This is a genomic window from Polynucleobacter rarus, from assembly GCF_003072505.1.
Taxonomy (GTDB): Bacteria; Pseudomonadota; Gammaproteobacteria; order Burkholderiales; family Burkholderiaceae; genus Polynucleobacter; species Polynucleobacter rarus.
In genome coordinates, this window is record NZ_NTGB01000001.1 from 1125344 (window position 1) to 1150242 (window position 24899).

A 24899-nucleotide genomic window follows, 5' to 3' on the forward strand; every position below is an offset into this window, starting at 1 on the left:
GGCGTAATGTTGGCAGTTAATGTTTGCGGACCAACTCCAGTGACATAGTAGTTATTGGCAGCAGCACCGGTTAAGGTAACACCTGTCATCGTGGTTAAACCATTCACTACCGATGTTGCAGGAGTTACAGTTAAACCGTTCGCTACATTGGCCTGGCTAAATGTAGCACCAGTATATGGACCAGTTGAACTAACTGTTACCGCATCAACACCTAGGATACCAGCTAAGGTTTGTGTACCCGTTACTGCAATCGTTGCTGCAGTTGTTGTGTCATAAACCTTGTCATTGGCCGCTAAACCACCACTAATTGTTAATGGAGCTGGTGTAATGTTCGCGGTTAAAGTTTGCGGACCAACACCAGTGACGTAGTAGTTATTGGCAGCAGCACCGGTTAAAGTGACGCCTGTCATAGTAGTTAAACCATTCACTACTGAAGTTGCTGGTGTGACTGTTAATGAGTTACCTACATTCGCCTGGCTAAAGGTTGCGCCAGTGTAAGGACCAGATGAGCTAACGGTTACCGCATCAACACCTAAGACACCCGCCAAGGTTTGTGTACCCGTTACTGCGATCGTGGCTGCAGTTGTGGTGTTATAAACCTTATCATTAGCAGCTAAACCACCACTAATCGTTAAAGGTGCAGGCGTAATGGTCAATGTGCCATTAGTTATGGTGCCAACAGTGTAATCACTCGAAGTATTAAGGACCAGATTACTTGTATAAACACCGACATTTGTTCCTGTTGCAGTACCAGATTGCGCCGTTGCAGTATCAGATCCCTTTAAGCCTGTCACAACAAAATTAGTTGTTTGTGAATTAGCATTGTACATTACCGTTGCGCTACTCACCGCAGCCGTAATCACAATTGGTGTGATTTGCAAACTACCTGGCACGTAAGAAACGCTGTAATCAGCAGGATTCGATAAAGTGGCAACTAAAGAATCAGAAACTACACCTTGAGCGACGTGCGTTGCTGAGGCATATCCAGTAACAGTTGCTGTGTCAGTTCCCTTCAAGCCACTTACCGATGCGCCAGAATTAGTTTGTAATGCACCGTTATAGGCGTATTGATTGACTGTACCAGTCACTACGAGAGCTGCTGGGTTAATCGTCAAAGAGCCATTGTTATAAGTGACACTATAGTTACTTGCAGCCGCACCCGTTGCCGAAAGATTATCGGCAAAGTTACCAGCATGAGTACCTGAGCCATAACCAGAAACAGTCAGAGTATCACTTCCTTGCAGACCAACAATCGAAGCAACTGCATTGGTTTGAGCAGCACCATTGTAGGTAACAGTGGTTGTTGCACCATTCACTACCAATGGGGCAGTGTTAATGGTTAAAGCACCGTTATTTACCGTTACTGCATAATTTGAGAACCCAGTACCAACAGAACCATTGATTGGGTAAGTAGATGCACTGGCATTGATGGCTCCAACAGACGAACCACTATACGTAATGCCTCCCAAACCTGAAATCGTTTGGCCATTCATTAACGCGCCACTTGTAATACTTACACCACTTGCAACACCGCCGGTGAGGCTACCCGCTACAATTTGAGCGGCAGTTACAGCATTTGCATCATAAGTTTTAGACACATTAGCAACCGTTAATACTAGTGGTGCTGGGTTGATGGTCAAGGTATTAGCAATGGTAGATACACCCGTAAACGGACTACCAACAGAAGTGTAATTATTGGTATTAGTGATTGCATTACTGTATGAACCCACGTTCCAAGTCGTACTTGCGCCACTTACCGCAGGTGTTACGCCAGTTGAAGTGATACTTGGAGTAATCGTGATGGAATAACCAAGCGTATCGCTATAGGTGGTTCCATTGGTAGTAGTAAGGGTTGTAACGGTTGTATTGGTTCCTGTTCCGGTTGCATATTGAACAGATGCAATCGTTGGCGATGCCAATGTACCATAGGTTGTAGTAGCAGCATTCATGGTGATGACTAGAACACCTGCCGGTGAAATAGTAAATACACCTGGTACATAACTAATGTTGTAGTTAGTGCTTGTACTTGGACCAGCGGCAGTTATCGCGTAATTACCAACAGATGTGCCTGCTGCACGTGTAACTGTATAACTAGGACTAATAACAGAAGATGTATCACTACCCTGCAAACCAGTAACAACTGCTGTCAAGCTTGGATCAACCTGACCATAGAATGTTCCGGCATTGTTGGCAGTAACAACCAGACTTGCTTTATTAATCGTTAATACCGGTGAATTTGAAGTTACCGTGTAGTTACCAGCATCAACACCAGTTGCTGTATAAGTAGCTGTGTAAGTTCCGGCATTGGTGCCAGAAGCACCACCAGCAACCACCACATTATCACCAGCAATCAAGCCAGTAACCGTAGGAGCTGCTAGAGCTTGAGATGAAGCGTTGTAAGTTGAAGTGATGCTGCTACCAGTAATAGATAATGGCGCAGGTGTGATATTGGCAGTAGTTGTTGTGTTCGCACCACCCGATAACTGATAGTTTGCTGAGGACGTGCCAGACAAGATAACACCACTAATTACGACTGTTTTACCGTTACCAACATTCTTATCCGTAAACGCACCACTTAAGTTCGAGGTATTAACTGTTACTGTGTCGCCTGCAAAAACACCACTGTAAGTAATCGTACCAACGTTCAGAGTTGCGGCAGTCGTTGCGTTGTACACCTTATTATTTGCAGAAATTCCAGCAACAGTAATAGTCGCAGGGGTAATCGCAAGAGAACCATTAGTTAAGCTGACACTGTAATCACTTGGGTTACTTAAACTGACACTGAGACTATCAGCATAAGTACCAACATTCTTACCTGATCCATAAGTGCCCGTAATAGTTGCAGTATCTGAACCTTTTAATCCAGTAATAGCAGCGACAGTATTGGTTTGAGTTGCAGAGTTATAAACATGGGTTGTATTAGCGCCAGTAACAGTCAAGGCTACTGGAGTAATCGTCATAGAACCAGGAACATAAGTAAAGCTGTAGTTACCTGAAGCAGAACCTGAAGCAGATAGCACGTCAGGCACAGTACCTTGAGATACGTGAGTGGCAGTGGCATTACCAGAAACCGTCACATTCCCAGTATCACCACTCAAAATACCCGAAGTTGTATAGGTATTTGTTTGGAGTGCACCAGTATAGGGATTAACAGTAGTTGCACCAGTAATCGTTGCCGCCAATGGCGTAATGGTTAAGGCACCATTTGTCTTAGTAACGGTATAGTTACTTAGTAAAGTAGCACCATTCGCCGAAACACTCAATGCATCAGCATAAGAACCAGCATTTGTTCCAGAAGACTTGCCAGTAACAGTCGCGCCGTTGCCTGCTAACAAATCGACACCTACGAGCCCTACTACGCTCGGTGCAGCGTTATTTTGCAAGCTTGCGTTATATGCCAGTGAGGTTGTTGCTCCAGTAATCGTCAAAGGCGCTGGATTAATGGTGAGTGAGCCTTGTGCACTTACACTAATGTTGTAGTTCGATAAAGAACCACTACTTAAGCCAGTAATAATCGAGCTATTAATTGTATTTGGATAAGTTCCAACATTTGTACCGCTAGCTAGACCAGTTGTACCAAATATTGCTGTTTGACCATTTTGCAAGCCAGTTACTGAGAAACCAGTAGAAGGATTAAAACTCTGAGTTGCACCGTTGTAAACAACCGTTTGTCCTGATGCAGATAAGGAAACAGGCGTAATTACTACGTTCGCTGGAGTAACTGTGAGATTTCCAGGAGCGTATGTAATTGCGTAGTTAGTTGCATTAAAGCCCCCTGTTCCACTCGCACTACTCGCCACAATTCCACCAGTATAGGTACCAGCATTAGTTGTACCAGCCACAGTAGTCGCAGCGTTGTATTGGAGAGAAACACTTGAAATGGTATCGCCGTTCGGGAGTGTTGGAATACTACTTGTGAATGCAGTGGTTCCTAATGGTAAAGCCGTGCCATAAACAGTGCTTTGGGCATTAGCTGTAACTGTAACAGCTAATGGAGAAACCACTAAATTCGCAGGAGTGTAAGTAATGTTGTAGTTTGTTGTATTAAATCCGCCCGAACCCGTAGCTGCACTTGGAACGATGGCACCAGTATAAGTAGCAGCACCGGTAGTTGCAGGTACAGTTGAAACACTAGAAGCACCATTGACATAGTTCACCGCAACACTAGAAAGGGTGTCACTTGCAGCTAAACCTGAACCACCGACAGTGTAGCCCGTAGTGAGATTTTGCGAAATCGCTGTGGCTGTGCCGTAGGTGGTTGAAACCGGCGTTGCAGCAATCGTAATTGGACGCGGTGTGACGGTCAGTAATGCTGGAACATAATTTAAAGTGTAAGAAGTTACTGGACCTGTGATGGTTGCTCCAGAAGGCGTAATTTGGTAATTACTACCAACTGATGCCGTTGAAATACCACCCAAACTAGTCAAAGTTAAGGCAGATAAACTATCGCCAGCTGGTAATCCAGAAGTTGAGTAACTTGCTCCACCGATTGTTACGGTAGCAATACCACTAGAGTTATAAGTCACACCATTGGTAGTTAAACTATTGCCGTAAACCTTACTATCTGCAATTGCAGTAATAGTGATAATCGCATTGGAAGACGAGGTTAATGTTCCACCGACATAGGTAATCGTGTAATTTGCAGCACCATTAGATCCAGCAACCGTTGCAAAGACAGGAGCACTTGGAGTAATACTGTTCGCATTTGGCGGTGCATATACACCAGCTGCTAAGGTTGTTGGAACCGTAGTTACACCATTAGATTTTAAGGTTACACCGGTAATTGCATCACCTAAAGTTAATCCATTAGCCGTGGTTTGTAAACCAGATACTGTGTAGGCTGTTGTACCTAATGGCAAAGCAACGCCAGATTGCGTAGCTTGATTACTTGCAGTAATCGTTAACGGGGCTGGTGTAATTACTAAACCAAGGGAACCCGTTGGAGCAGCTAAGGCAACTGAAATCCCAGAAGTTACCAATACACCATGATTGCTAGTTAAGTTATAGCCGTAGCTAGAAGTGTAAGAAGTAGCACTCGTACCATTCACCTGCTCACCAGCAATTGTTCCGTAAGAAACACGTGGAGTTGGAGCCAAAGCTTGTAGGGAGTTAATGAAATTATCCATACCCATCAGGAAATTCATGCCATTAACAGTGAGCTTCATACAACCTGATGGCTCATTGGTACAACCATTCGTTCCATTTGCTGAATAACCAGGGTTAATCGCTGCATCTTTAACAAACAAGGTATTAATTTGATAATCTAAAGATCCCACCGTAGTTAAATTTCCGGCTGTTGCTAATGGATCATTTGTGCCATAAACCTTAGTAATATGGCCCGATACGTTAGCTGTAAGGGATGGTTGAATACGGAACTGAATAACTGGTCCATAGTTAGAAGCTGATGCGGCACCAGTTGTAAATGTAGAGAAGCCAGTACCTGCTGCTACGTTTGCCGTATTGAGACCAGCTAATGTTGTAATAGGTAATAGAGTTGCTGCAACGTTTCCAGCAGCATAAGCTTGACCAAATAAGGTATTACTAAAGCTCAAAGTACCTAAAGTACTATTGAGGAAAGCTAACGTAGTTGACGTAGTGGTAGATACCGCCGTTGTACCAGGAGAGCCCGCATACAAAAACACATTGCCATTAGGTGATGTGATGGTATTGGTACTCAAGCCCGTAATTTGACCACAATCCGTTGCTGAGCAAGCAGTATTTACTGTACCGACTGGCAGATATGCACCGGCTTCAATGACTACAGGGCCAGTTCCGTTGTTCACAATCTTTGGCGGTGTTACGTTACCGTTATTTGATGATGCAATGAATACACCGGCATTGGAGTTTTGGGTAAACAATGTGCCAGCGACTGTAATAATATTAGCAGTTGTTCCAATAGCACTTACTTCAATAGCACCTGCAGTAGAAGCATTGGTAACCGAAACCACATCGTTGTAATGGCCTGTATAAGCTGTGATGTTGGTATTACCAAGTGTAGAGTTATTATTGATCGCAGTAGCGCCAGAAATTTTTATAGCATTTGAACCAGAAGTAGTTGCCGCAACGAACACAGGAACAATACCAACAATATTGATTGCGTCAGTACCAGCAGCGAAAGTTCCGGTTGTTGTCAATGTAGCGCCAGAAATACTGACTGCATCAACTGTTGCAGCTGTAGTAGCGCTCGCAGATCCAACTACACCACGAATGTAAATACCATAGTTAGCAGTTAGTGATGCGGTGATCGGAATGCCACCAAGAGCAGTTGTAGTTCCATATTGCCATGCATTGCCAGCGTTAATTCCGCCCTGCACACCATTTAAATAGGTGTTATCAAAAGTAATTGATCCTGGAACCACCAATGCGCTATTGACAACAATTTGTGCGCCGCTAGTAAGGTTGTTGTAGTTAATGTGCTTGGTTGAAGTACCGTTAAATACTACTGTTCCAGCATTGATTGTTGCTAGCTTGTTACCAGTAGTCGTATTAAAGCTAATAACAGAATCGGCTGTAGTATTTTGCGCTACTGTAATTTGTCCAGACTGACTAATGCTTCCGTTTGACTTGTAAAGAACACTTCCACCATTGGACTGAACGTTGACTGCGCCAGTTGATGCAATACCAGGATTTCCAATATTGGCACTGTTGTGATAACCAATAACACTAATTACCTGAGCTGCAGTTGAGGCACTCGTTACAGTTAATGTTGTTGTGCCTAAGGCAACTGCATTGACAGTAGAACTATTGTTAATACCAGCTAAAGATATGTAATCACCTGCAGTCAAAGCACCCTGTGCTGTAACACCTGCCGCCGTGGTCATATTAGTTGCTGTCGGGGTAGTACTTGGCGTGAGCGCACCACTATTGGTGTTGTCTACTAGGATATAACCAGATAATGCAATAGCCGAAGCTGCTGAATTACCAATCGTTAGGTTCGAGCCATTAGACTGCTCAACATAATTTACTTTTTGAGTTGCCCCAGTGGCGTTATACGTAAATGACCCAGTAGTAATTTGACTAGTAGCGTTACCTGTTCTTGTGTCGTAGGTAATAGTCTGCGCACCGCTAGATGTATTGGCAGTTGAAAAATTTACTGCAGATGTCTCAGTCAAATCACCATTGGTGACAAATGACACACTGCCGCCATTTGATTGATTGAGAATATTTCCACCAGTAATCGTAATTCCGCCAGCTTGACCAGCCGTACCAACGGTAGCAGTAACACTTAATGCATTACCAGCGGTAGGATAAGTAATAACACCGGTTGGATCAGCAGTAATTGTTACACCACTGCTTCCCCCAATCATTGATATGCCCTGGCCAGCAGTATTTGTATTCGTTGCCGCAATACTGACCTGAGGAGCTGTAATTAAGCCGGCTAATGTAGTTGCATAAATTGGGTTCTGTGAGTTAACAGTAATATTAACCAAACCTGTAGTAGAGGTGATTGTTCCTGATGCTGTACTTGTTAATGTGGGATTTGCTGTATTCATGCTATTACCAACCCCAAGAGCGGTAATAGTGATTGGGCCATATGCCGATATGGAACCCTGAATTGCCATCTGGCCAAAGCCCCCAACACTTCCAGCCGCAGATGATAGGATTGTGATACTACCCGCGTAGGATGTTATAGCGACCTTATTCCAAAATGTAGTGTTGACTGCAAATGGAGTCCTTACGTCTATGTACATGTTTCCAGTGCTCGTAATAGTGCCGGCAGAGGGGGCAAATCCGTATGATCCGCCTGTGTTTGATGTATTCCCGCCAACTGCGGAAATATTAATGGAGCCGCCAATGCTAAGCGCTACGGTTGCAATCGATGAAACATTAAACCACCCAGAAGTTGCAACGACAAGGTTGCCACCTGTGGTGCTACTGCTAGCTAAGGCACCTGTAGTTGTTGTATTTGCAACCATGGCGCTCCCTAGGTTTACACCTCCACCCTTACCTGAATCTGTTAGGTTAGCACCGCGAGTGATTGTTGGGTTTGCAGTACCGAGCCCATTAATTGTGCCGCCGGTACCATCCAACACAATGTAACCACCGCGAGTGGTTACATTGGCGGAAATTGTAATATTCGCATTTTGTGCGCCAGAGTTATTAGTTACTTGATTGGCGCTTTGCATTGCAACATTAATGACTCCAGCAGTTGAGGTTATTCCTCCAGTTGACTGAACAGATATTGAACCATTTGAATATACATTCAAATTTACCGTTCCAGCCCCACTGTTGGTGATGCCACCTGATAATGTCACATTAGATGTGGACCCCATTGTTCCAGAAAGGTTGTTCAAAGTCAGCGTTCCAGTCACGCCCGTAGCAGGTGCAAATGCTAACAAGCCTGACTGAGTCATGGTGCCGGTATAGACAACATTTACCGTGCCGCCAGAATTGACTGCCGCTACTATATCGCTTGCTTTAATATTAGTAACGCCTGCATTGGCAAGGTCGCCGGCTAAAGTTCCAGTTGTGGATGTTGCGCCAATGGTAACGTTTGTTGGGTCTAGTAACCACTCGGTTGCAAGAACAACAACACCATCTGTTCCCATTAAATTGCCTGAAGTTTCTACTCTATTAGCAATTAATCTGGAATTGCTCACCACCGTTAAGCTGGCTAAGGCACCTGATGAGTAACCTTCACGACCAATAGCAATAGAGCCATTGACTGCTGAAAGATTAGAATTATTTACTGAAATTTGATCACCGAAAACGACGATATTACCGTTTGGTGTGCTGATGCCAGTCTGGCTATCAAGATTGATGCTGCTGCTGGTGATGCTGTTATTTGAATCTACTGCTGAAGAAATTGCTGAATTTACAAAGTTACTGAGTGATGGGGGGGCAGTTGCTGGCGGCGCAAGAATAGTGCCATTACCTAAATTATTGACCTGGCCTAAGTTAATCACCCCACCCTGATTTAATCCTTCAGAACTAATTAGCGCAGCAATAATTTCAGTTTGTGTTTTTCCTACAATGACAATATTGCCGCCATTTACCGATTTACCAATTGAATCAACAATTCCATTTATAGTTGTTTTACCAGCGGTTGAAACAATATGAATATCTCCCCCACTTTGACCATTTGCAGAGATATAACTATTTGCACCGATATTAATATCACCCGTGGCAAGAATGTTAATTAATCCACCATTACTAGTATAAATATTATTATCAGCATTTAATCCATTTTGACCATTACGACGATTTACACCCGTAACAGAATTTACAAAATTTAAATTGCTAGAATTATTATTGTTTGAATTATTTCCATTGGAATTAATATTTCCAAGAATATTAATCATTGCACCCGCTAAATAAATATTCGAGTTTGAACCACCGTTGGTATTAATCGAACCATTTACATTAATTGCTTGAGCAACGGCAAAAACTGCACCAGCAGTAATATTGTTATTCACATTAATTGATCCTCCAACCGCATTTAACGATAAAGAGGTTAGTTGATTCTGTGAAAAAATATCTGCGCCGGCTAAAAGATTAATAGCAGGTGAACCACTTTGCATACAACTGCCTAAACTGCAAGATGAGGCTGTTGCATCTAAAGTAACATTAGTAGTATTCAAAGCGTTTGAAATAATGTTTGCACTAGCTGTATCAATCGTAATGGTTAATGGATCTGTTACCCAGTTACCAAATTTGCCATGAGATGCACTCGTGTTAACAATTAAGTTTGGTGAATAAGTCACTAATTTTGCTGAACTTGTATCAATTACTCCACCATTACCGGAAAGTAACCCACCCTTAGCGCTTAAAGTTCCACCAACAGCAGTTTGTGTCTTAGACCAAATAGAAATTGAACCACCGTTACCATTTTGTGTAGCAGATGCATCAACCACTGCACCCTCAGCCACATTGACAACATTGGCATTCACTGTGCTTTGTGCGGTATCTTGATTGGTTTTACCAAGCAAAATCTGTCCGCCACCCGTTGCACCAGTTGCAGTTGTTTTAGATGAAGTGTTGAGATTAACTTCATTACCAGAAATCGTAATTTGACCACCAGCAGCTGTATTCGAATCAGCACTCACAGTGCCACTTTGGTTCACAGTTCCGGCAGTAAAAGTAATCGTACCACCAGCAACATTCAAACCAGTAGCTGAGATCGTACCTGTATTATTAATGACCGAAGCTCTTAAATCAGATACTGAATTCGCAGCAATGATAACTTGCCCACCATTAACCTGGATAAGTCTTTTGTTACTAATCAATGACTTAATCGCTGAAGCATCAACTGATACATTAACTAATTGATTGCCATTAAATGAAAGCGTTACATTTTGACCTGATACCAATGCAATCGCATTATTACCAGATAAAGTCGCTGTCATCACACCTTCATTTCTAACTTCAGGTGCCATTAAAGCAATATAGGAATTAATATTATTACCGGTAATTGTTCCTTTGTTCACTACTTTACCAGTACCATTGCCGGTAAAGTTCATTTTACCGTTCATATAGTCAGAATCACTGATATTCATTGTGGTAGCGGTAATACCACCGGTATTAACCTCTGCCCCTTTACCAAAAATCACACCATTGGGATTAACAAAGATCACTTGACCATTGGCATTGACAGCACCATTAATCATTGATTGGGTTGCACCATTCACACGATTTAATGTAGAACTGCTAGCATTCGGTTGATTAAAATTAACAGTAGCATTTGAACCAACATTAAAACTATTCCAATTAATTACTCCTCTTTGGGAGCTTTGATTGATATTCATCACGTTATTTGACTGTGTAATGGCAGCCTGACCAGCAACAACTTGTCCTCCTGTGGGCAATGCATTAGCAGGAACTGAATTTCCCGCTGCACTTGCAGAAGATATCCCAAAGAAACTGACTGCTGCAATCGCAAAAATAGACGAGGCAATCGATGCAGCTTTATTCAGTTGCAATTGGGACTTAGAAAAAGACTTCAACTCCCTCTCACTATGTGAGGAAGGAGTCTTAAGTCGTGTCTCAAGTTGTTTTTTAACATTTATCATATTCAACTATCTTTATGTGATTCAGACATACTAAAAACAATTCAGAATTTAAAATACCGCTAAAAGTAGGTATTTAAAAAAATTTATCTACTGATTAAAACGCATAACTTGCTTTTACCCATCCTTGATATAAGCGATAGGCATTATCACCATTCAACTGCTGGCCGCTTGAGGTATATAAAGGATTGTCACCAATTCTCATTGCCAAGGCGGCGTTCACAGTAACATTGTTGATGCTGTATTTAACAGTCGGGCCAAAAGCAGCTAAAGTGTAACTATTGTTAGCATGCGTTAAACCCTGCCAATTAGGATACAAATTAACATATTGCTGTACATATCCAACATCAACAAAACCACCTAACTGCCAGTTTTTATTGAGTTTATGTTGTAATTCATTGGTTAAAATAGCGCCCTGTGAACCACCACCTTGAGCTACTGGATAAGCTCTCACACCGTAAGCTCCACCCATATATAACTGCTCTGAGGAATTTAAATTGGTGTTAGCAAGTTGACCATATACAGAAACAAGCCAATTTGTGGCAGGCAATGAGGTTACATCCTGATTGCGAGCAAGATTAAAAGCAAGCTTTGCATAGGGACCTGTAGTTCCAGGGCCGGCAAGATCTTGAGCGGCTTGAGATAGGTTATTAATATCCAACTTACCGTAAGTCGCCGTTAAACTGTAATTAATGACTGATTTTGCGGAATCTGAAATATTGCCATTCACTCCTGCAGATAAAGCATTGATTTGGTGACTATTAATGTTTTGACCTGATTGAGTATTAGAATAGGTTCTCTTTTCAAGACCAAACTTTAAGTTCATGGCCTCACCATTGGAACGAATCAATGGATAAGTAGCATTCAGGCCGTAAGTACTAGCAGTACCTGAAGTTTGAATTGTGCTCCAATCGTCTATCGTTTGATAATTTAAATAACTTGCTTGAGCCCCTAATCTCCACCCGTCGTAACCGACCGGTAAGGAGTAACCTATCTGACCATAAGTTGAACCCCAAGACTGAATAGCATCTAAGGTAACTTGATCGCCGATACCAGAAAGATTATTCAGAGATAAGTTTCCGATTAACTGACCAACACCGGTGCTTGGTGAACCATAGTTACTTACAGCAACTAGACCATTAACAAAAGGACCATCGGCTAGTTTCACTCGAAAATCGGTATCACCAACCCGTGTTCCTGGCTCAAACTCTCCAGTTGCTGCAACACCCGGAAGTTCGTTGAGGAGAGTCATCGCTCTTTCGATACGCTGTGTATCGATATATTGGGTCCCATCGGCCGCTTTTGAAAAATAAAGTTGTGCCATTCCTTCAGGAAAACGGGTTTGTTGACCGGCAATCATTGGCTGAATAATAACAGCCCCTAATTTACCCTCATTAATTTCAATTAAAACACTCTTGTTTTTAGTTTCTTGTGGTGGCACATTTGCTTGAGCGATACGATTTTTCTTCGCATATAAATCCTGAATTGCCACTGTTAAATCTTTTAAATCACTAAAAGAAATATCCCGATCAGTCCATTGCTTACTTAAAGCCTCAAGTTCAGCTTGAGAAATGAGTTGATTCCCTTTGAAAGTAAAGGATTTAATTTGAATCTTCTGCTCATTTGGATCAATTTGCTTTTTCTCAACAGGCTTCTCATTCGATATTGGAGCTTGCGGAGCTTCACGTTCAATCTGTTGTTGTAATTGACGTTGCAAAGCACCTGCATCCTGAGCTTGAGCCAAAGGATGGATGCTAATACATATGCCAGATACGGTAATAAAACAAGCAGTTCTAATTTGTGAGTATTTTACTTTTTGATTAAGCATTGAAAATTTCTAAAGAATTGATATAGAGATTATTTTCAACATAACAAGGAAAGATAAATACATACAAAAGTAGGTTTTTTGATAATTTTTATGAAATTTTTGTGAAATTATTATTTGATTTCACTATTTTGACGAATCAGGTCAGCAAGAGTCTTCACACCCATCTTTTCCATTACTTTTGCTTTGTAGTCCTTAATTGTATTGATTGTCAGACCTGTTGCCTCAGCTAACTCATTGTTATTATAGGATTTTAGTAACAGTCCATAGATATCTCGCTCGCGCTTAGTTAGCTTTGCTAAGTTATCTTCTTGTTTCTTATTTAAAAGTAGCAAATTCGAATGACGAATATCTTGCTCAAATCCCTTTACAACCGCCTTCATTAATTCGTCAATATCAAAAGGTTTGATCAAAAATTCAATGGCACCTTGCTTCATGGCTTTCAGGCCCTGGTCTAGGCTAGCTTCTCCACTAATAAAAACAAAAGGAATTTGTTTACCTCGAGCAGCTATTTCAGCCTGAAGTTCTACCCCATTCATTTTCGGCATGCGCATATCTGTAACAATCACGGCAGGTGCTTCGATAGACTTCAGGGATAGAAAATCATAAGGATTTTCAAATGCATGGACTATGAAACCGTGAACGGTAAGTACCTTCTCGATAATCATCCGAAAACTCTCGTGATCTTCCAACAAATACACGTGCCGCCCTTTATTGGTGGAAGCATATTGATTTTGCGTTAAGTCAGATGGGTCCGCAGACGGAAAAAGTATCATAATTAATCACAATAATATAGTTGATATATTGTGTCAAAGAAGTATCTTAAAAAACACCTACGAAAGTAGGTTTTAAATGAAGACCTAAAATTTTCATCTCATTTACCCAGCTATAAAATGAACTAATTAGCTTAAAAATCCCCTTAATATTTTTAATAAACTACTAGGATTAATTTAGTCATTTATTTTATTAAATAATATTAAAAATAAATTTAACTGAAATCTCAAAAAGTCATGTTTTTTATTTTTTGGATGAATATGGGCAATTATTAATAATATAAAATAATAAAAATTACCATTAATAAAATTAATAGGAGTAATTTCAATTTTTTGTAGATCAAATAAAATTAAAATAAGGCGCGCTCTAAATTGAAGTGCAACATTTTTAGGAAGAAAATGTTTCATGGAAAAATATAAACAATTAAGTATGGAAGAACGTAGTTTAATTCAAACGCAGTTAATTTGGGGATTTAAACCCAGCTGGATTGCCTTAAGTCTTGGTAGATCAGTTTCAACGATTACTCGAGAGTTAAAAAGAAATAATTGGGTAAAATCGACTGGCATCGCTATTCGTGGAAGACCTCCCATCGCTGGTAAATATCGTGCCGTTTTAGCCCAAGATCGTGCACATTGTTTATCTGTAGTTCCACGAGTAGCTCGTCGATTACTAGTGGGGAGTGAACTTTGGAAGGTGGTCATGAATTATTTAAAACAAGGCTATTCTCCAGAACAAATTGCTGGCACACTAAAGACTGTGAACGCAGACTATCCTAGCCTACAGGTATCGCATGAGACGATCTATAGCGCCATTTACTTAATGCCACGTGGTGAGTTGCGTACAGAAGTTATTGGTTGGCTAAGGTTTGGTCATGCTAAACGCAAACCTAGAGCACGTGGTGAAGATCGTCGTGGACAAATACCGGATATGGTCAGTATCCATGACCGTCCACCGGAGGTGGAAGAACGACTCGTACCAGGACACTGGGAAGGTGATTTAATCAAAGGTAAAGGGAACCGTACGGCGGTAGGTACGATTGTCGAGAGAACGACATTATTTACGGTTTTAGCTAAATTGGAAAAAGCTACGGCGGAGTCTGCAGTAACGGGGTTTAGCCATGTGCTGAATCGCATTGAAGGTCAGAAGCGTTTATCAATGACCTACGATCAAGGAAAAGAAATGTCTCGTCATGCCCAGATCACAGAAAATACTGGCGTTAAGGTTTACTTTGCTGATCCTCATAGTCCATGGCAACGAGGTATCAATGAAAATACCAATGGCTTACTCAGGCAATACTTGCCAAAAGGAGAAGATTTGAGTATCTTTAGCCAAGAGGATTTAGATCAAATTGCATGGCAACTCAACACGAGACCACGCAAATCACTAGGGTTCAAATGTCCTGCCCAGTTGTTCACTCCCGAGGCGTTTGATTTTAAGCAGCATCATGCAGCAATTTTTGCACTTCAACCTTGAAACCGCCTAATTATAAATCATGATAATTTATAAATATTCATTTTTGATACAAGGTTTTAATCATATTTTTTTCGATACTATTATCTTAGGATTCTTATTATCAACATCCTCGAATGAATTTCTAGTAACCTCATCTGTAATATCCCCTCTTTCCGTAATGAATAATTTACATATTGTTTTTTTAAGTCAATTACCTAAATTTATCACTTTCTAAACCTATCAATTTTTACCAAATAAAAACTGAACAGTTCAAAAAAGTGAAAATTATTCACTTTGGGTACAACTCATTTCAAAGATTTACCAAACCTAGTTCAAGGAATCGATTAACTTTTGAACCGTTATGAAAAAAATGAAAGGGATATGGATGAGTAACTTGCCTGACTCTGAAAACAACTGCTTTAACTGCACACCTTGATTAAAAGAAACGCTTTTTTAATTCAATTTAACACTTTGGGTTAACGATTTTTCAAACGCTGGAAAAACGAGATTTAAGATAGAGATTCATATTCGAAACGGCAGGCTCGGATACTTATTCATACTTTGAATTATCTAATTGCTTTATTGGGAAACTTAAGCTGAAAACAGCGCCAGCCCCTTTTATCGGTTTTCGATAGGTAATATCAGCATGATGTCTGACCATGATGTGCTTACATAGCCATAGTCCAACCCCCAAACCAGAGGACTTATTGGGATCTAACAATTCAAATAATGAATGCTCATGATCATCAGAGATGCCATCACCGTTATCTATTATGGATAATAAGACTTTAGGACCAATTTCACTTACGGAAATTTGGATTTCTTTGGCCCTTGACCCTTCTGAACGTTTAAGGGATTGGATCGCATTGTTTAATAAATTTAGGATTACTTGGTAAATTTCAACATAATTCATTTCAACCAAGCATTTTTCTGGCATTTGAATAATTAATTTAATCTTCGAGCTTTTACATTCAGGTGTAACCAAATGAATCAATGAACTTACGAGTTGTGGTAGATCCACCTGCTCAAAAGAAATAGCATCTCCTGAGAATATTTTCCTGAGTGAGTGAATGATTTCTCCCGCTCTTTTAGTATCAGTCTCAATTAGTTCGATGATGTCTTTTTTGAATTTAGGTGATGAATTAGGACTATCAATCAGTGATTTAAGATGTTGCGCATTTAAGAGTGAAGATCCTAGGGGTTGACTTAATTCGTGTGCCAAAGAGGCAGCTAAAGCACCCGTGACAGCTGTTTTGTTCGACTTTATTAAGTTTGCAATTAGGTTTTCGCGCTCGACAAGAAGAGCTTGGATTTCTAAGCGCTCTTTAGAGGCTTGATCATACTTTGAGTTTGCTTCTTTCTCACTAATCAATATCCTCTTGTAAAGATAACTATTAATCAATGTATAAATAGTGATATGGATTCCAAACACAATCCACAGCATAAGACTTGATTTTAAGTTTGCTTGTAATATGTTTTTCGCGTCTTGGTTTAAATTTGTATTGATAAAGATAATCGATGTAATAGCTAATGCGAGTTGTAAAACCAAGAAAATTGCAATGATCTTTAAGATGAAATCTTTTTTTCTTTTACAAATCAGTAATACTTCTATGGCTTCCCATATCATCATCAATAATGAGGATATGGCAATAACGTTTGTTCGCTGGATGAACTGATCTCCTATCAAAAGAAGATAGAAGTAGATTAAGCAAACTGTAAAATAATAGCCTACTAAAAAGCGCAATAGTTTCTCACTAGGGACTACGCGCCAACTTCTTAAGAAAAGAGCCAAAAGTATAACGGATGCTTCGAAGGAGAAATTGGCTACTATCAAGGCACTAGGACCCACAATTGGGGCCAATGCCCAGGCTAAAAAAGCAGTGGCTCTAAAACCGATAGAGTAACGCCAATAAAAAGACCTAAATCCAGAAAGCTCTAATATTGTTCCATTTGCAGATGAGAGAAAAATTCCAAATAAAATTAAGGTGAATATTGCAAATAAAACTTGATTCATCAATTCCATAAAGTCATTTCTAGGCGAGCCTGTAAAAATTTTTGTATAAGTTGATGCTTTGTATTAATCCACCAAGAGTGGCAACAAAGTGGAAACTTCAATAATGGACGATAGTTGATAAAACTTTAACAAGCAACGATCATCATATTACCAACCAACGCTTTAGAGGTAGCACTTGGTTTTCAATGTCGAAGCCCATCTTGGTTAAACAATCCATAAATTTACTCTTAGAAACATTCGTAAAGTTAACTATCATCATCTCAGAAACCTTTGGTTGAGAAATTCCCATTCGTTTTGCAGCTTGATCTTGAGTAAGCTCCTTAGTATGCATCGCCTTGATAATTTTAATTATTAAACCGGTCTTGATCTTCAATTTTTCAGCATTTTTAAGACCTAGATCAACGTAAATATTGTTGTTGCCGGTCATAACTTCGACTCCATTAATTATTTTAGTTTTCATTTTTTAACCTTTTTATTTTTATTTAGTAAGTTTCATTCGACTTTGAATAACGTTGATTTCTTCTTTGGGCGTTACGATTACTGAATTATTTAAGTTTTGAGGGCCCCTCTCCGAATGAGCCGTCATAAAACCAAGGACCTGAGGAGTTTAAAGGACAACAACTATTCAAACGCAAGTCATAGTTAGGCACAACTATCAAGAATCATACCCATGAATCACGCACCGCATAGCTGAATTACTCCATGCTATCTCTTAACCAAGCATCTGACTGCTCAGGCGATAGTATCTTAAGACCCAACCCTTCGAGAGCTTGGGTGGCACTCATGATTCGCGGTGATGGAACAATTTGAGCAATCAAGGTTTGATTACGTTGAATTATGATTGTTTCTCCTTGACTACTTACGCGGTCTAAGATTTTTCTAGTATTTCTAGCAAGTTCTGTTTCACTAATTGCATACATTTAGATGCCCCTAATTTGCGTATTAATTTGTAATATACAGTATGATTACAGCGACTTGAAATAGCCTTAGTTGTATAAGGTTAATTAAAAAATGGATCATTCAGCACCATACTTTTTTTAGCACAACTATATATAAATCGTAAACTTCACTTAAGAAACTATTCCCAGTCAATCACGGCTAGATGTTTACCTAAAATATCGAAAACCACCTAATTGTTACTTATAAGTTCAATGATATTTTTAAGATATCTTTGCTATTTAAAAGCAAAAGTTTATACGAATATCATACCGCATTATCTCCATAATCATCTTGACTGAAAGATAATTATCTATATAATTAGTCATATGAACTTTAAATTAACATGGCATGAATCCAAGAGACAAGCTACATTGGCTGAACGTGGTATTGATTTTGCTGACGCTAATCAGATTTTTAACGGGCCAACTTTTGAGTTTGAGGATGAGAGACACAATTATGGTGAAAAACGTATGATTTGTTTCGGATACTTGTATGGTCGTATGATGGTAGTTGGCTATGTTCAACGTGGCGAAGCTCGCCATATTTATTCAATGAGGAAAGCAAATGAGCGCGAACAATCAAAATTTAGGTAGTGATTTAGCAAAAGTGGATGCACACGAAATATCATCTGATGAATACGATGAACTTCCTGATTTATCAGAACTAGATATTGAGCATGGCGAATGGAAGATTGCAGGTAAGGAAGTTTCCTCACTCGAGGGTAAGGCCGCTTTTCATTCAGAACGCAAAAAGCAGAAAATTAACATTACACTTGACCCAGATGTATTGGGATGGTACAGGGCTCAGGCTGGTGGAAAAGGTTACCAAACTTTAATTAATGCTACCCTGCGAGAAGCAATGACGATTCATACAATTGAAGAGACAATGCGCAGAGTTCTTCGCGAGGAACTAAAACGGTAATTAGAAGGTAAAACTACCATTAAGTTAAACAAAAAATTATCAGAAAACCAAGTTCCTCAACTAAAAATTTATTCCCACTCAATAGTTACCCAACTAAAATAGTTAATAAAATCAACAGCTTACGTGTGCCGATTTTTAGCGTGCAACTTTTGCGTAAAATTAAGAACAAAAGTCAATGTCCTTAAGGTTGGGTTAAGTGCTTGTTAAGCTTAGATTTTAAGCGAATTTGGTTACACAGGATGCGGAAACAATTTGAAATAATTAGCGATAAATTGTGCCGTTTCTACGCACACAAATATTATCGACAAGCTCTATGCCAGCCTCTCTATAACGAGCGTAATAAGAATCTGAAAAAGTCCAATTTTTAGGCATTTTAGACTTAGACAATAACTTATCTTCCTCCCTTAGCACAATGGCAACCTCGCCAGAATTCCTTAATATATAGGAAACATCGTCTTTAGATGGATTTTTACCCAAGTCTAATAATGCTTTTGCAGTGACTGATGTTGGAATCATATGCTCTAATAAAGATGGTTTATCTTTGCCATAAAAATATTTTTTCATATCCAATGGCTCATCTGCTTCAATTAGCCTAAGAAGTTCTAAATTAGGTTTTATTATTTCATTAAAAGCACCATAACTGACTCTATAGTAGTCAGCTGAACTGACGTATTTGGCAATCATGTTTTTGAAAACATAGCCCATATTTCCGATTTTCACATCGAAAGTGGGTTGAGCCAAAACAGCAGTTATTACATCTACCCACATCAATTGAGGCGTGTTCATATGAATTCCTCAATAGTAAACAAATACATAATAGACCCACAAAACCACGTTACCAAAAATAAAATTAAACTATCAGCTTCTTAACGGCGTCATAAAAACCATCATAATCAACTTCATCTTGTTGACTACTTAGGGCATCCAAACAATCTGCCAAACCAGAAATAGTCATTTCAAATCGGTTCAATTCCGATTTTCCATCATCATCTTTAAGCATGTAGCAAATCATATCGTTTCGGGATGTACTTATTTGCATCCAGGTTGAGGCTTCACCAGTAACCATTCCGTCACCTGAATCATTAACGGTAAAAATCAACATCGGGTCACCAGGCTCTTTCTTTTTTACATAATTTAATAACGTCTTTAGTTCATCAGTGGTGATGTAATCGCTAAGGTAATTCTCGAAATTATTTTCTTCAGACACGACTAACTCCCTCAAGTAGTTGACGATGTATCGTACCAAAGGTAAAGTCAGAAGTCAATAACAACAAACCCTAAGGAGCCTAGCAATTGACCAAACCTACCAAGCGATTGAGCAGAGGAATCTTTAATGAAGGTCTTGAGATCTAAGTTGCTCATAGTGTTAGATCATTTGTCATTTAGAGGTTCTTTTGACAAATTCGTTAATCATATTTTCGACGAAAGCAGACTTAGCTGAAAGACTTGTGCCACGCAGTTGATAACAAAAATCTAACCGCGAGTTTGGATCAAGCTCAATTGGGCTTGAAAGAGAATGTGCTTTTATGTTGGAGATTAAAATATCTGCTTTCTCAGAAATGACTTCGATCTTCAAGCACAATTCAGCAAGCTTTTGAAGCTGTAAAATCAGCTTAGTGGCATCATCTATTGCTTCAGATCCCCACCAATCTTCGCCGTCTAAAATTTCGATGTCCATTAGGTGAGTCTATTAGACGGCAAAGTAAGATGCGATCAAGACACCAAATTCTCATTGAAAATTACTTGAACGCCGTCAAGTTTTTTCTGTACAACCTTCCAATTTTCGACGATATTTTGAAACAGTCTTCTCTCTACAAAAAACTGTATCCGAAAAAAATCTCTAATACAGTTGATTACCATTTAAGAAAAATTGGGGGCCTGAGAAATAATTTCTTAAGTCATCGACCTCTTCATCTGTTTTGACGGAAGAAATGAGTTCAAAAAATTTATCACTGACCGTATCACAAATCTCTTCGGCTTGATCCTCAGGAAGTTTCGAGCCCTTAGACTCAATCCTTGTTACTAAGTAAAACATACCTTCGTTATCATTATCTTCGATGGGAAGAATAGATACTTCAAATTTCTTCGCAAAAAAGTCGTCAAAGAACGTTGCCTCCATCAAATCTTGTTCTGTAGCGTTGGCATTTTCGTGCAATTTGTAAATGCTTTCCAATTTTTGAAGTGACATGACTAACTCCTATAGATTGTTGACTCTTCACCTTATCAAAGGTAAAGTAAAAAAAGTCAACACAATAAACCTATGGAGCCACTCAAATGACACGTGTAGACGAAATCAACGCACAAATCGCCAAACTTGAAGCAGAGCGTGATGACGCAATGCAGAAGGAACGTGCCAATGTACTTGCAAAGATGAAGGCAGACATCAAGCTCTACGGCTTTAAGACAACGGACTTCAAAGGTGTGCTTGCCACACGAAAGAAGCGTGGAGCTACGATGGCTGCAAAGAAGGTGGCTGCTAAGAAGACGTCTAAGTAATCTTCAGATTTCAGCATGTACAAAGCCACTAGAGACTTCTTAGCCGCTAGACAACGTCATACAGAGTTCAAACTTCAAACGCCGACTGTGAAACGAATAGGTGGCGGTGAACTTGGTAAGTGTTTCGAAAACGCTATGGCTGTAGTTAATCGAGGCAAAGAAGAAGGCATTAAGTACGTAGCACTCAGTGGTTGGCTCGTTCAGCCTTACGACAAAAAGAATAACTGCACAGTAATCATCCAACATTGGTGGAATGGCGACAGTTCAGGCAATCAATTTGACACAAGTCCAAGCGTAAACTACAGCGAAGAGTACGTTTTGGACTTCGGCTTATATGACTTTATTAGAGCAAATTTTGAACGAATAAAAAGCAACGTGGCAATGAGTTTGCTATATCAAAATGGCAATTATGAGTTGCTAGTTGACCCTGAAACGATGGGATTTAAGTCCGTATCAGAATTGCGAACAGAATACCTGTTTCGATATGAAGAAGACTCTAATTAAGGAACAATGAAATGACACACTTTCATCAAGCTGACGAACATTCGTTGGATTGCAACTGTACATACTGTTTGGGCGTTGACCCTAACAAAAGTGTAGCCAGAGAGTTATAACGCTATATTGAGGAACTAACAACGTACTCAATGAAAAACTTATCTGATGCTCAGCAGAATGATATCCATCAGTTGGCACAGAAGATTTTATTACTTCGGCGATACTTTCCGGTTATGGAATTACCAGACAAACATAGTCGCCTTTTGAAGTCTCTCTGAGAATTCATACTAGCTCAATCGCCTTGCGTTTCATTGCATCATTGACGTCTATGTAGCACTGGGTGGTTGAGATATTAGCGTGACGTGCAATGCTTTGTAGCACCCTAACACTGACACCTTTGTCTGCTAAATTGGTAATACCTGTGCGTCTTGGGCTGTGACTACTGGCACCCGATATTGCACATTCACGAAACAAGTGATGGAAGAACTGGCAAAGTGTGTTGCTGTTCCACCCCTCGCTTGGACGCTTCTGTGAATAGAACAGCTTGTCACTAAGTACTTTGGGTGGTACAGCTTTAACGTAAGCCTGTAGCTCTTTGCGGAGCTTTTCGCTGACAAACACAGTACCTCCCTTACGCCCTTTTGTTTGCTCAGCAGACAAGTAAATCTCAGCTTTAACTTTGCCCTCTGCGTCCAGCACATCCTCGTAGCGAAGTGCGGCACATTCCTTAACACGTAGCATTGCGTACAGCATTGTCAAAAACATTGCCCTATTACGTACTGCGTGTGGGCGTGTCGCTACGTAGTCCAGTACCCTACGGATTTCTTGTGCTGTCAGTACTTTTGCTTGTTTGGACATTAGTGCTCTCCTAAATGTAAGCTTTTCAATGTCTAAAGTGTATTTTCTTTGTTTCTTAATTCCTACCGATTTCTTGTCTTTGTTCTTCACTTAAATTTCCTTAATAAATTCAACAGGTTACGTGTATTTAAGTGGAAAAACAAAGCTTTTACATATTCTCTTTGGTTTTTTGTGATATTTTAGGCTGTGGCTCTTTTCCCACATAACAACAGACTTGCGTACAAGCCCTACACGCTGTTTTAAGCTTGCCCAGCTACCCAAGCTTAGCTCAGCTTGTTTTGTGCGTATGTAGCTCGCTTTCATGCGTTCTAGCATTTTGAGCTGTATTTCTCTTTCTTAAGTATGTGTTGGCAGTTTAAAAGCTAACTGCGTTAGCTTGCGTCTTCGCTATCGCTCAACGCATTTTTCTTTTTAATTTAATTTGTGTTTGTATTTGAATACTCTTTACTAGGAAGAGCACAAGCCACGCCCTGTTAAAGGACGTAACTTAAGCCAATCACTTTACTGAGGATTGACACCTGATATACACACAACTTGTTGTGACACAAGATAAGGTAGGTTTTGCTATCACCTTTTACGTGCTCGCCTTACGCAACACACTCACAGCCTATATCAGTAGCTTTGTGGTGTGCTTGTGGGTTTAATTGTGGCATTCCCACTCACTTTCAGCCTATACTCATTTGTACGAGCCTAAATTCACGCATTACTGCGTTACCAACCATTACAGCATCGCAAACAGGACTGCTACAAAGGAGCGTTGTTTATGGCATCCAGTCATCAACTGGGTAGTGCGATGAGGCGAACAGTGAGTTGTTCAATTGCTTACCGTCACACATCAGAACGGGTTTGGCGGCACAATTACAGTCGGCGTGCTAACCTTTAAATCTCACTTTTACTTATCTATTTATACAAAACCAAAGGATAGGAGAAATTTTCTGTTCGGTTGTCCTTAAGAAGTTCTGAAGCTACAGTACAAATTCCACTTTATGAAAAGGAGTTTGTATGAGTTTTATTGCAAAATTGAAGCTGGTTTCCAGCAAGCGTGAACGTAACCTTAGCCCTATCCTGTTGCGTAGGCAGAAACTTGCCAGCAAGATTGAAGAACAGATTGAGCTTGCTCGCTGTCAAAAGAACGGCACCTTGTACGCTCCAAAACGTCTTAAAACTGTGACTAATGAATCAGGTGAACGTGTTGTCATTGAGACTACAAAGCGTGTCAAAGAGTGGTTTTGGACAACGCCGAACAACAAAATCAACCTTAGCATCCATTATGGAAGTAAGACATTGGAGCTTGCTAAAGGAAAGAACGCCATTGAAATTGGATCACAAGACGAACTAATTGAAACCTTAGCGTTGATTCAACAGGTTGTGATTGGTGGCGAATTAGACGAAGCCATAACCAATGCCAGTGAGAAATTGAAGGCTGGTTTTGCTAAATGATGTGACTTAGAACTGCCTTTATTTGTTCATATAAATAGCTTTATGAACAAGTATGTAGCATCTATCCAGGTGAATGGTACGACAGTAAGAACAGTAGTTTTTGCGGACAGTACCCTTCACGCACGGCTAATTTTAGAATTTCATTTTGGTATTGGTAGTGTTGTCCACTCCCCTACCGTTGCCGAAGGTGCTACGAATGATTGCTTAACGCTTGATGAAGCAGTGGCAACAATCAAGCCTATTAAGCCACTTACACCCCAGCAGACACGCTTAGACAGTCTTAAGCGACAGAAAGATGTTGCTACAAACAACCTTAAAGCTGAGCGTGATAGGCAGAAGGTGGCAAAGGCAAAGCAACAAATTTTGTCTGTTAAATCTCAAAAATTTGGTGCGTAATTTATAGCACATTTGTGAAATAAATGTAAGCGTTTAGCCAACACATGTTGCATTTTGATGGGCTTGTGTTACAGCGAAGTGGGTTGCCAGCGATGCGGCAATAATTCTTCGATCTGGTTGTTCTTTTGGGTAGGCAACCTTGTTAGAACATCTTTCATATAGGCATATGGATCATGACCGTTCATCTTCGCTGATTGGATCAAACTCATGACGGCAGCAGCACGTTTGCCTGCGCGTAATGAGCCGGCAAATAACCAGTTGGATCGTCCGATAGCAATGGGCC

The 24899-nt window shown here is 40.1% G+C and carries 19 protein-coding genes; 7 read left to right on the top strand and 12 right to left on the bottom strand.

What is annotated here, in order from left to right:
* The 3 genes from AOC35_RS05275 to AOC35_RS05285 all read right to left on the bottom strand — a co-directional run.
* A partial coding sequence (locus AOC35_RS05275) for an MBG domain-containing protein (protein ID WP_159077489.1) occupies positions 1-11009 on the bottom strand: 11009 nt, incomplete at its 3' end.
* A 94-nt stretch (positions 11010-11103) separates the two neighbouring features.
* A complete protein-coding gene (locus tag AOC35_RS05280) occupies positions 11104-12834 on the bottom strand; it encodes a ShlB/FhaC/HecB family hemolysin secretion/activation protein (protein WP_108646099.1) in 1731 nt (576 codons plus the stop codon).
* A 110-nt stretch (positions 12835-12944) separates the two neighbouring features.
* Positions 12945-13607 carry a response regulator transcription factor gene (locus AOC35_RS05285; RefSeq protein WP_108646100.1) on the bottom strand — a complete coding sequence of 221 codons (663 nt, stop codon included), beginning with the start codon at positions 13605-13607 and terminating at the stop codon, positions 12945-12947.
* A 403-nt stretch (positions 13608-14010) separates the two neighbouring features.
* Between AOC35_RS05285 and AOC35_RS05295 the strand changes: the two genes are divergently transcribed.
* Positions 14011-15078: an IS30 family transposase gene (locus AOC35_RS05295; protein WP_108646102.1), complete on the top strand. Its 1068-nt coding sequence runs from the start codon at positions 14011-14013 to the stop codon at positions 15076-15078.
* A gap of 529 nt (positions 15079-15607) precedes the next feature.
* On the opposite strand, the gene AOC35_RS05300 is transcribed toward AOC35_RS05295, so the two are convergent.
* The 3 genes from AOC35_RS05300 to AOC35_RS05310 form a co-directional block, all read right to left on the bottom strand.
* The gene (locus AOC35_RS05300; RefSeq protein WP_108646103.1) at positions 15608-17080 is read right to left on the bottom strand and encodes a sensor histidine kinase; all 1473 of its coding nucleotides are present in this window, start codon (positions 17078-17080) and stop codon (positions 15608-15610) included.
* Positions 17081-17213: 133 nt separating this feature from the next.
* Positions 17214-17531, bottom strand: coding sequence for a helix-turn-helix domain-containing protein (locus AOC35_RS05305; protein WP_108646104.1), 318 nt, complete (start codon positions 17529-17531; stop codon positions 17214-17216).
* Between the two features lie 235 nt (positions 17532-17766).
* Positions 17767-17991 (bottom strand): type II toxin-antitoxin system Phd/YefM family antitoxin, encoded by a 225-nt coding sequence (locus tag AOC35_RS05310; protein ID WP_108646105.1) that lies wholly within the window; start codon positions 17989-17991, stop codon positions 17767-17769.
* A gap of 345 nt (positions 17992-18336) precedes the next feature.
* Here AOC35_RS05310 and AOC35_RS05315 point away from each other — a divergent pair, with 345 nt between their 5' ends.
* Positions 18337-18603 (top strand): BrnT family toxin, encoded by a 267-nt coding sequence (locus tag AOC35_RS05315; protein WP_108646106.1) that lies wholly within the window; start codon positions 18337-18339, stop codon positions 18601-18603.
* Complete coding sequence (locus AOC35_RS05320; RefSeq protein ID WP_108646107.1) at positions 18575-18931, top strand: BrnA antitoxin family protein; 357 nt, start codon at positions 18575-18577, stop codon at positions 18929-18931. Before AOC35_RS05315 ends, AOC35_RS05320 begins: the two co-directional genes overlap by 29 nt.
* Positions 18932-19192: 261 nt before the next feature.
* On the opposite strand, the gene AOC35_RS05325 is transcribed toward AOC35_RS05320, so the two are convergent.
* The 4 genes from AOC35_RS05325 to AOC35_RS05340 all read right to left on the bottom strand — a co-directional run bounded on the left by AOC35_RS05325 (position 19193) and on the right by AOC35_RS05340 (position 21119).
* Entirely contained in the window at positions 19193-19717 is a 525-nt protein-coding gene (locus tag AOC35_RS05325; protein WP_108646108.1) for a hypothetical protein, read from the bottom strand.
* A gap of 64 nt (positions 19718-19781) precedes the next feature.
* On the bottom strand, positions 19782-20138 hold the full coding sequence (locus AOC35_RS05330; RefSeq protein ID WP_108646109.1) for a hypothetical protein: 357 nt from the start codon (positions 20136-20138) through the stop codon (positions 19782-19784).
* 171 nt (positions 20139-20309) lie between these two features.
* Entirely contained in the window at positions 20310-20609 is a 300-nt protein-coding gene (locus tag AOC35_RS05335) for a hypothetical protein (protein WP_108646110.1), read from the bottom strand.
* 162 nt (positions 20610-20771) lie between these two features.
* Positions 20772-21119: a hypothetical protein gene (locus AOC35_RS05340; RefSeq protein ID WP_108646111.1), complete on the bottom strand. Its 348-nt coding sequence runs from the start codon at positions 21117-21119 to the stop codon at positions 20772-20774.
* 86 nt (positions 21120-21205) lie between these two features.
* On the opposite strand from AOC35_RS05340, the gene AOC35_RS05345 reads away from it, so the two are divergent.
* Together AOC35_RS05345 and AOC35_RS05350 are read left to right on the top strand one after the other, a co-directional pair.
* Positions 21206-21427: an H-NS family nucleoid-associated regulatory protein gene (locus tag AOC35_RS05345; RefSeq protein WP_108646112.1), complete on the top strand. Its 222-nt coding sequence runs from the start codon at positions 21206-21208 to the stop codon at positions 21425-21427.
* A gap of 15 nt (positions 21428-21442) precedes the next feature.
* Complete coding sequence (locus AOC35_RS05350) at positions 21443-21931, top strand: hypothetical protein (protein ID WP_108646113.1); 489 nt, start codon at positions 21443-21445, stop codon at positions 21929-21931.
* Between the two features lie 273 nt (positions 21932-22204).
* On the opposite strand, the gene AOC35_RS05355 is transcribed toward AOC35_RS05350, so the two are convergent.
* Positions 22205-22870 (bottom strand): tyrosine-type recombinase/integrase, encoded by a 666-nt coding sequence (locus tag AOC35_RS05355; RefSeq protein ID WP_342749898.1) that lies wholly within the window; start codon positions 22868-22870, stop codon positions 22205-22207.
* 912 nt (positions 22871-23782) lie between these two features.
* Between AOC35_RS05355 and AOC35_RS05360 the strand changes: the two genes are divergently transcribed.
* On the top strand, positions 23783-24220 hold the full coding sequence (locus AOC35_RS05360; protein WP_108646114.1) for a DUF6641 family protein: 438 nt from the start codon (positions 23783-23785) through the stop codon (positions 24218-24220).
* Positions 24221-24262: 42 nt separating this feature from the next.
* The gene (locus tag AOC35_RS05365; RefSeq protein ID WP_108646115.1) at positions 24263-24616 is read left to right on the top strand and encodes a hypothetical protein; all 354 of its coding nucleotides are present in this window, start codon (positions 24263-24265) and stop codon (positions 24614-24616) included.
* Between the two features lie 68 nt (positions 24617-24684).
* Here the strand turns inward: AOC35_RS05365 and AOC35_RS05370 are convergent.
* Positions 24685-24899 (bottom strand): transposase domain-containing protein (locus AOC35_RS05370; RefSeq protein ID WP_211307478.1); only part of this gene is annotated, 215 nt, incomplete at its 5' end.

What these genes read in the sequence shown, in the direction of transcription:
- AOC35_RS05280 (WP_108646099.1), bottom strand. Translation starts at nt 12,834, where the DNA reads ATGCTTAATCAAAAAGTAAAATACTCACAAATTAGAACTGCTTGTTTT.
- AOC35_RS05285 (WP_108646100.1), bottom strand. Translation starts at nt 13,607, where the DNA reads ATGATACTTTTTCCGTCTGCGGACCCATCTGACTTAACGCAAAATCAA.
- AOC35_RS05360 (WP_108646114.1), top strand. Translation starts at nt 23,783, where the DNA reads ATGAGTTTTATTGCAAAATTGAAGCTGGTTTCCAGCAAGCGTGAACGT.
- AOC35_RS05320 (WP_108646107.1), top strand. Translation starts at nt 18,575, where the DNA reads ATGAGCGCGAACAATCAAAATTTAGGTAGTGATTTAGCAAAAGTGGAT.
- AOC35_RS05335 (WP_108646110.1), bottom strand. Translation starts at nt 20,609, where the DNA reads ATGGACATCGAAATTTTAGACGGCGAAGATTGGTGGGGATCTGAAGCA.
- AOC35_RS05295 (WP_108646102.1), top strand. Translation starts at nt 14,011, where the DNA reads ATGGAAAAATATAAACAATTAAGTATGGAAGAACGTAGTTTAATTCAA.
- AOC35_RS05300 (WP_108646103.1), bottom strand. Translation starts at nt 17,080, where the DNA reads ATGGAATTGATGAATCAAGTTTTATTTGCAATATTCACCTTAATTTTA.
- AOC35_RS05325 (WP_108646108.1), bottom strand. Translation starts at nt 19,717, where the DNA reads ATGAACACGCCTCAATTGATGTGGGTAGATGTAATAACTGCTGTTTTG.
- AOC35_RS05350 (WP_108646113.1), top strand. Translation starts at nt 21,443, where the DNA reads ATGTACAAAGCCACTAGAGACTTCTTAGCCGCTAGACAACGTCATACA.
- AOC35_RS05345 (WP_108646112.1), top strand. Translation starts at nt 21,206, where the DNA reads ATGACACGTGTAGACGAAATCAACGCACAAATCGCCAAACTTGAAGCA.
- AOC35_RS05365 (WP_108646115.1), top strand. Translation starts at nt 24,263, where the DNA reads ATGAACAAGTATGTAGCATCTATCCAGGTGAATGGTACGACAGTAAGA.
- AOC35_RS05315 (WP_108646106.1), top strand. Translation starts at nt 18,337, where the DNA reads ATGAACTTTAAATTAACATGGCATGAATCCAAGAGACAAGCTACATTG.
- AOC35_RS05310 (WP_108646105.1), bottom strand. Translation starts at nt 17,991, where the DNA reads ATGTATGCAATTAGTGAAACAGAACTTGCTAGAAATACTAGAAAAATC.
- AOC35_RS05305 (WP_108646104.1), bottom strand. Translation starts at nt 17,531, where the DNA reads ATGAAAACTAAAATAATTAATGGAGTCGAAGTTATGACCGGCAACAAC.
- AOC35_RS05340 (WP_108646111.1), bottom strand. Translation starts at nt 21,119, where the DNA reads ATGTCACTTCAAAAATTGGAAAGCATTTACAAATTGCACGAAAATGCC.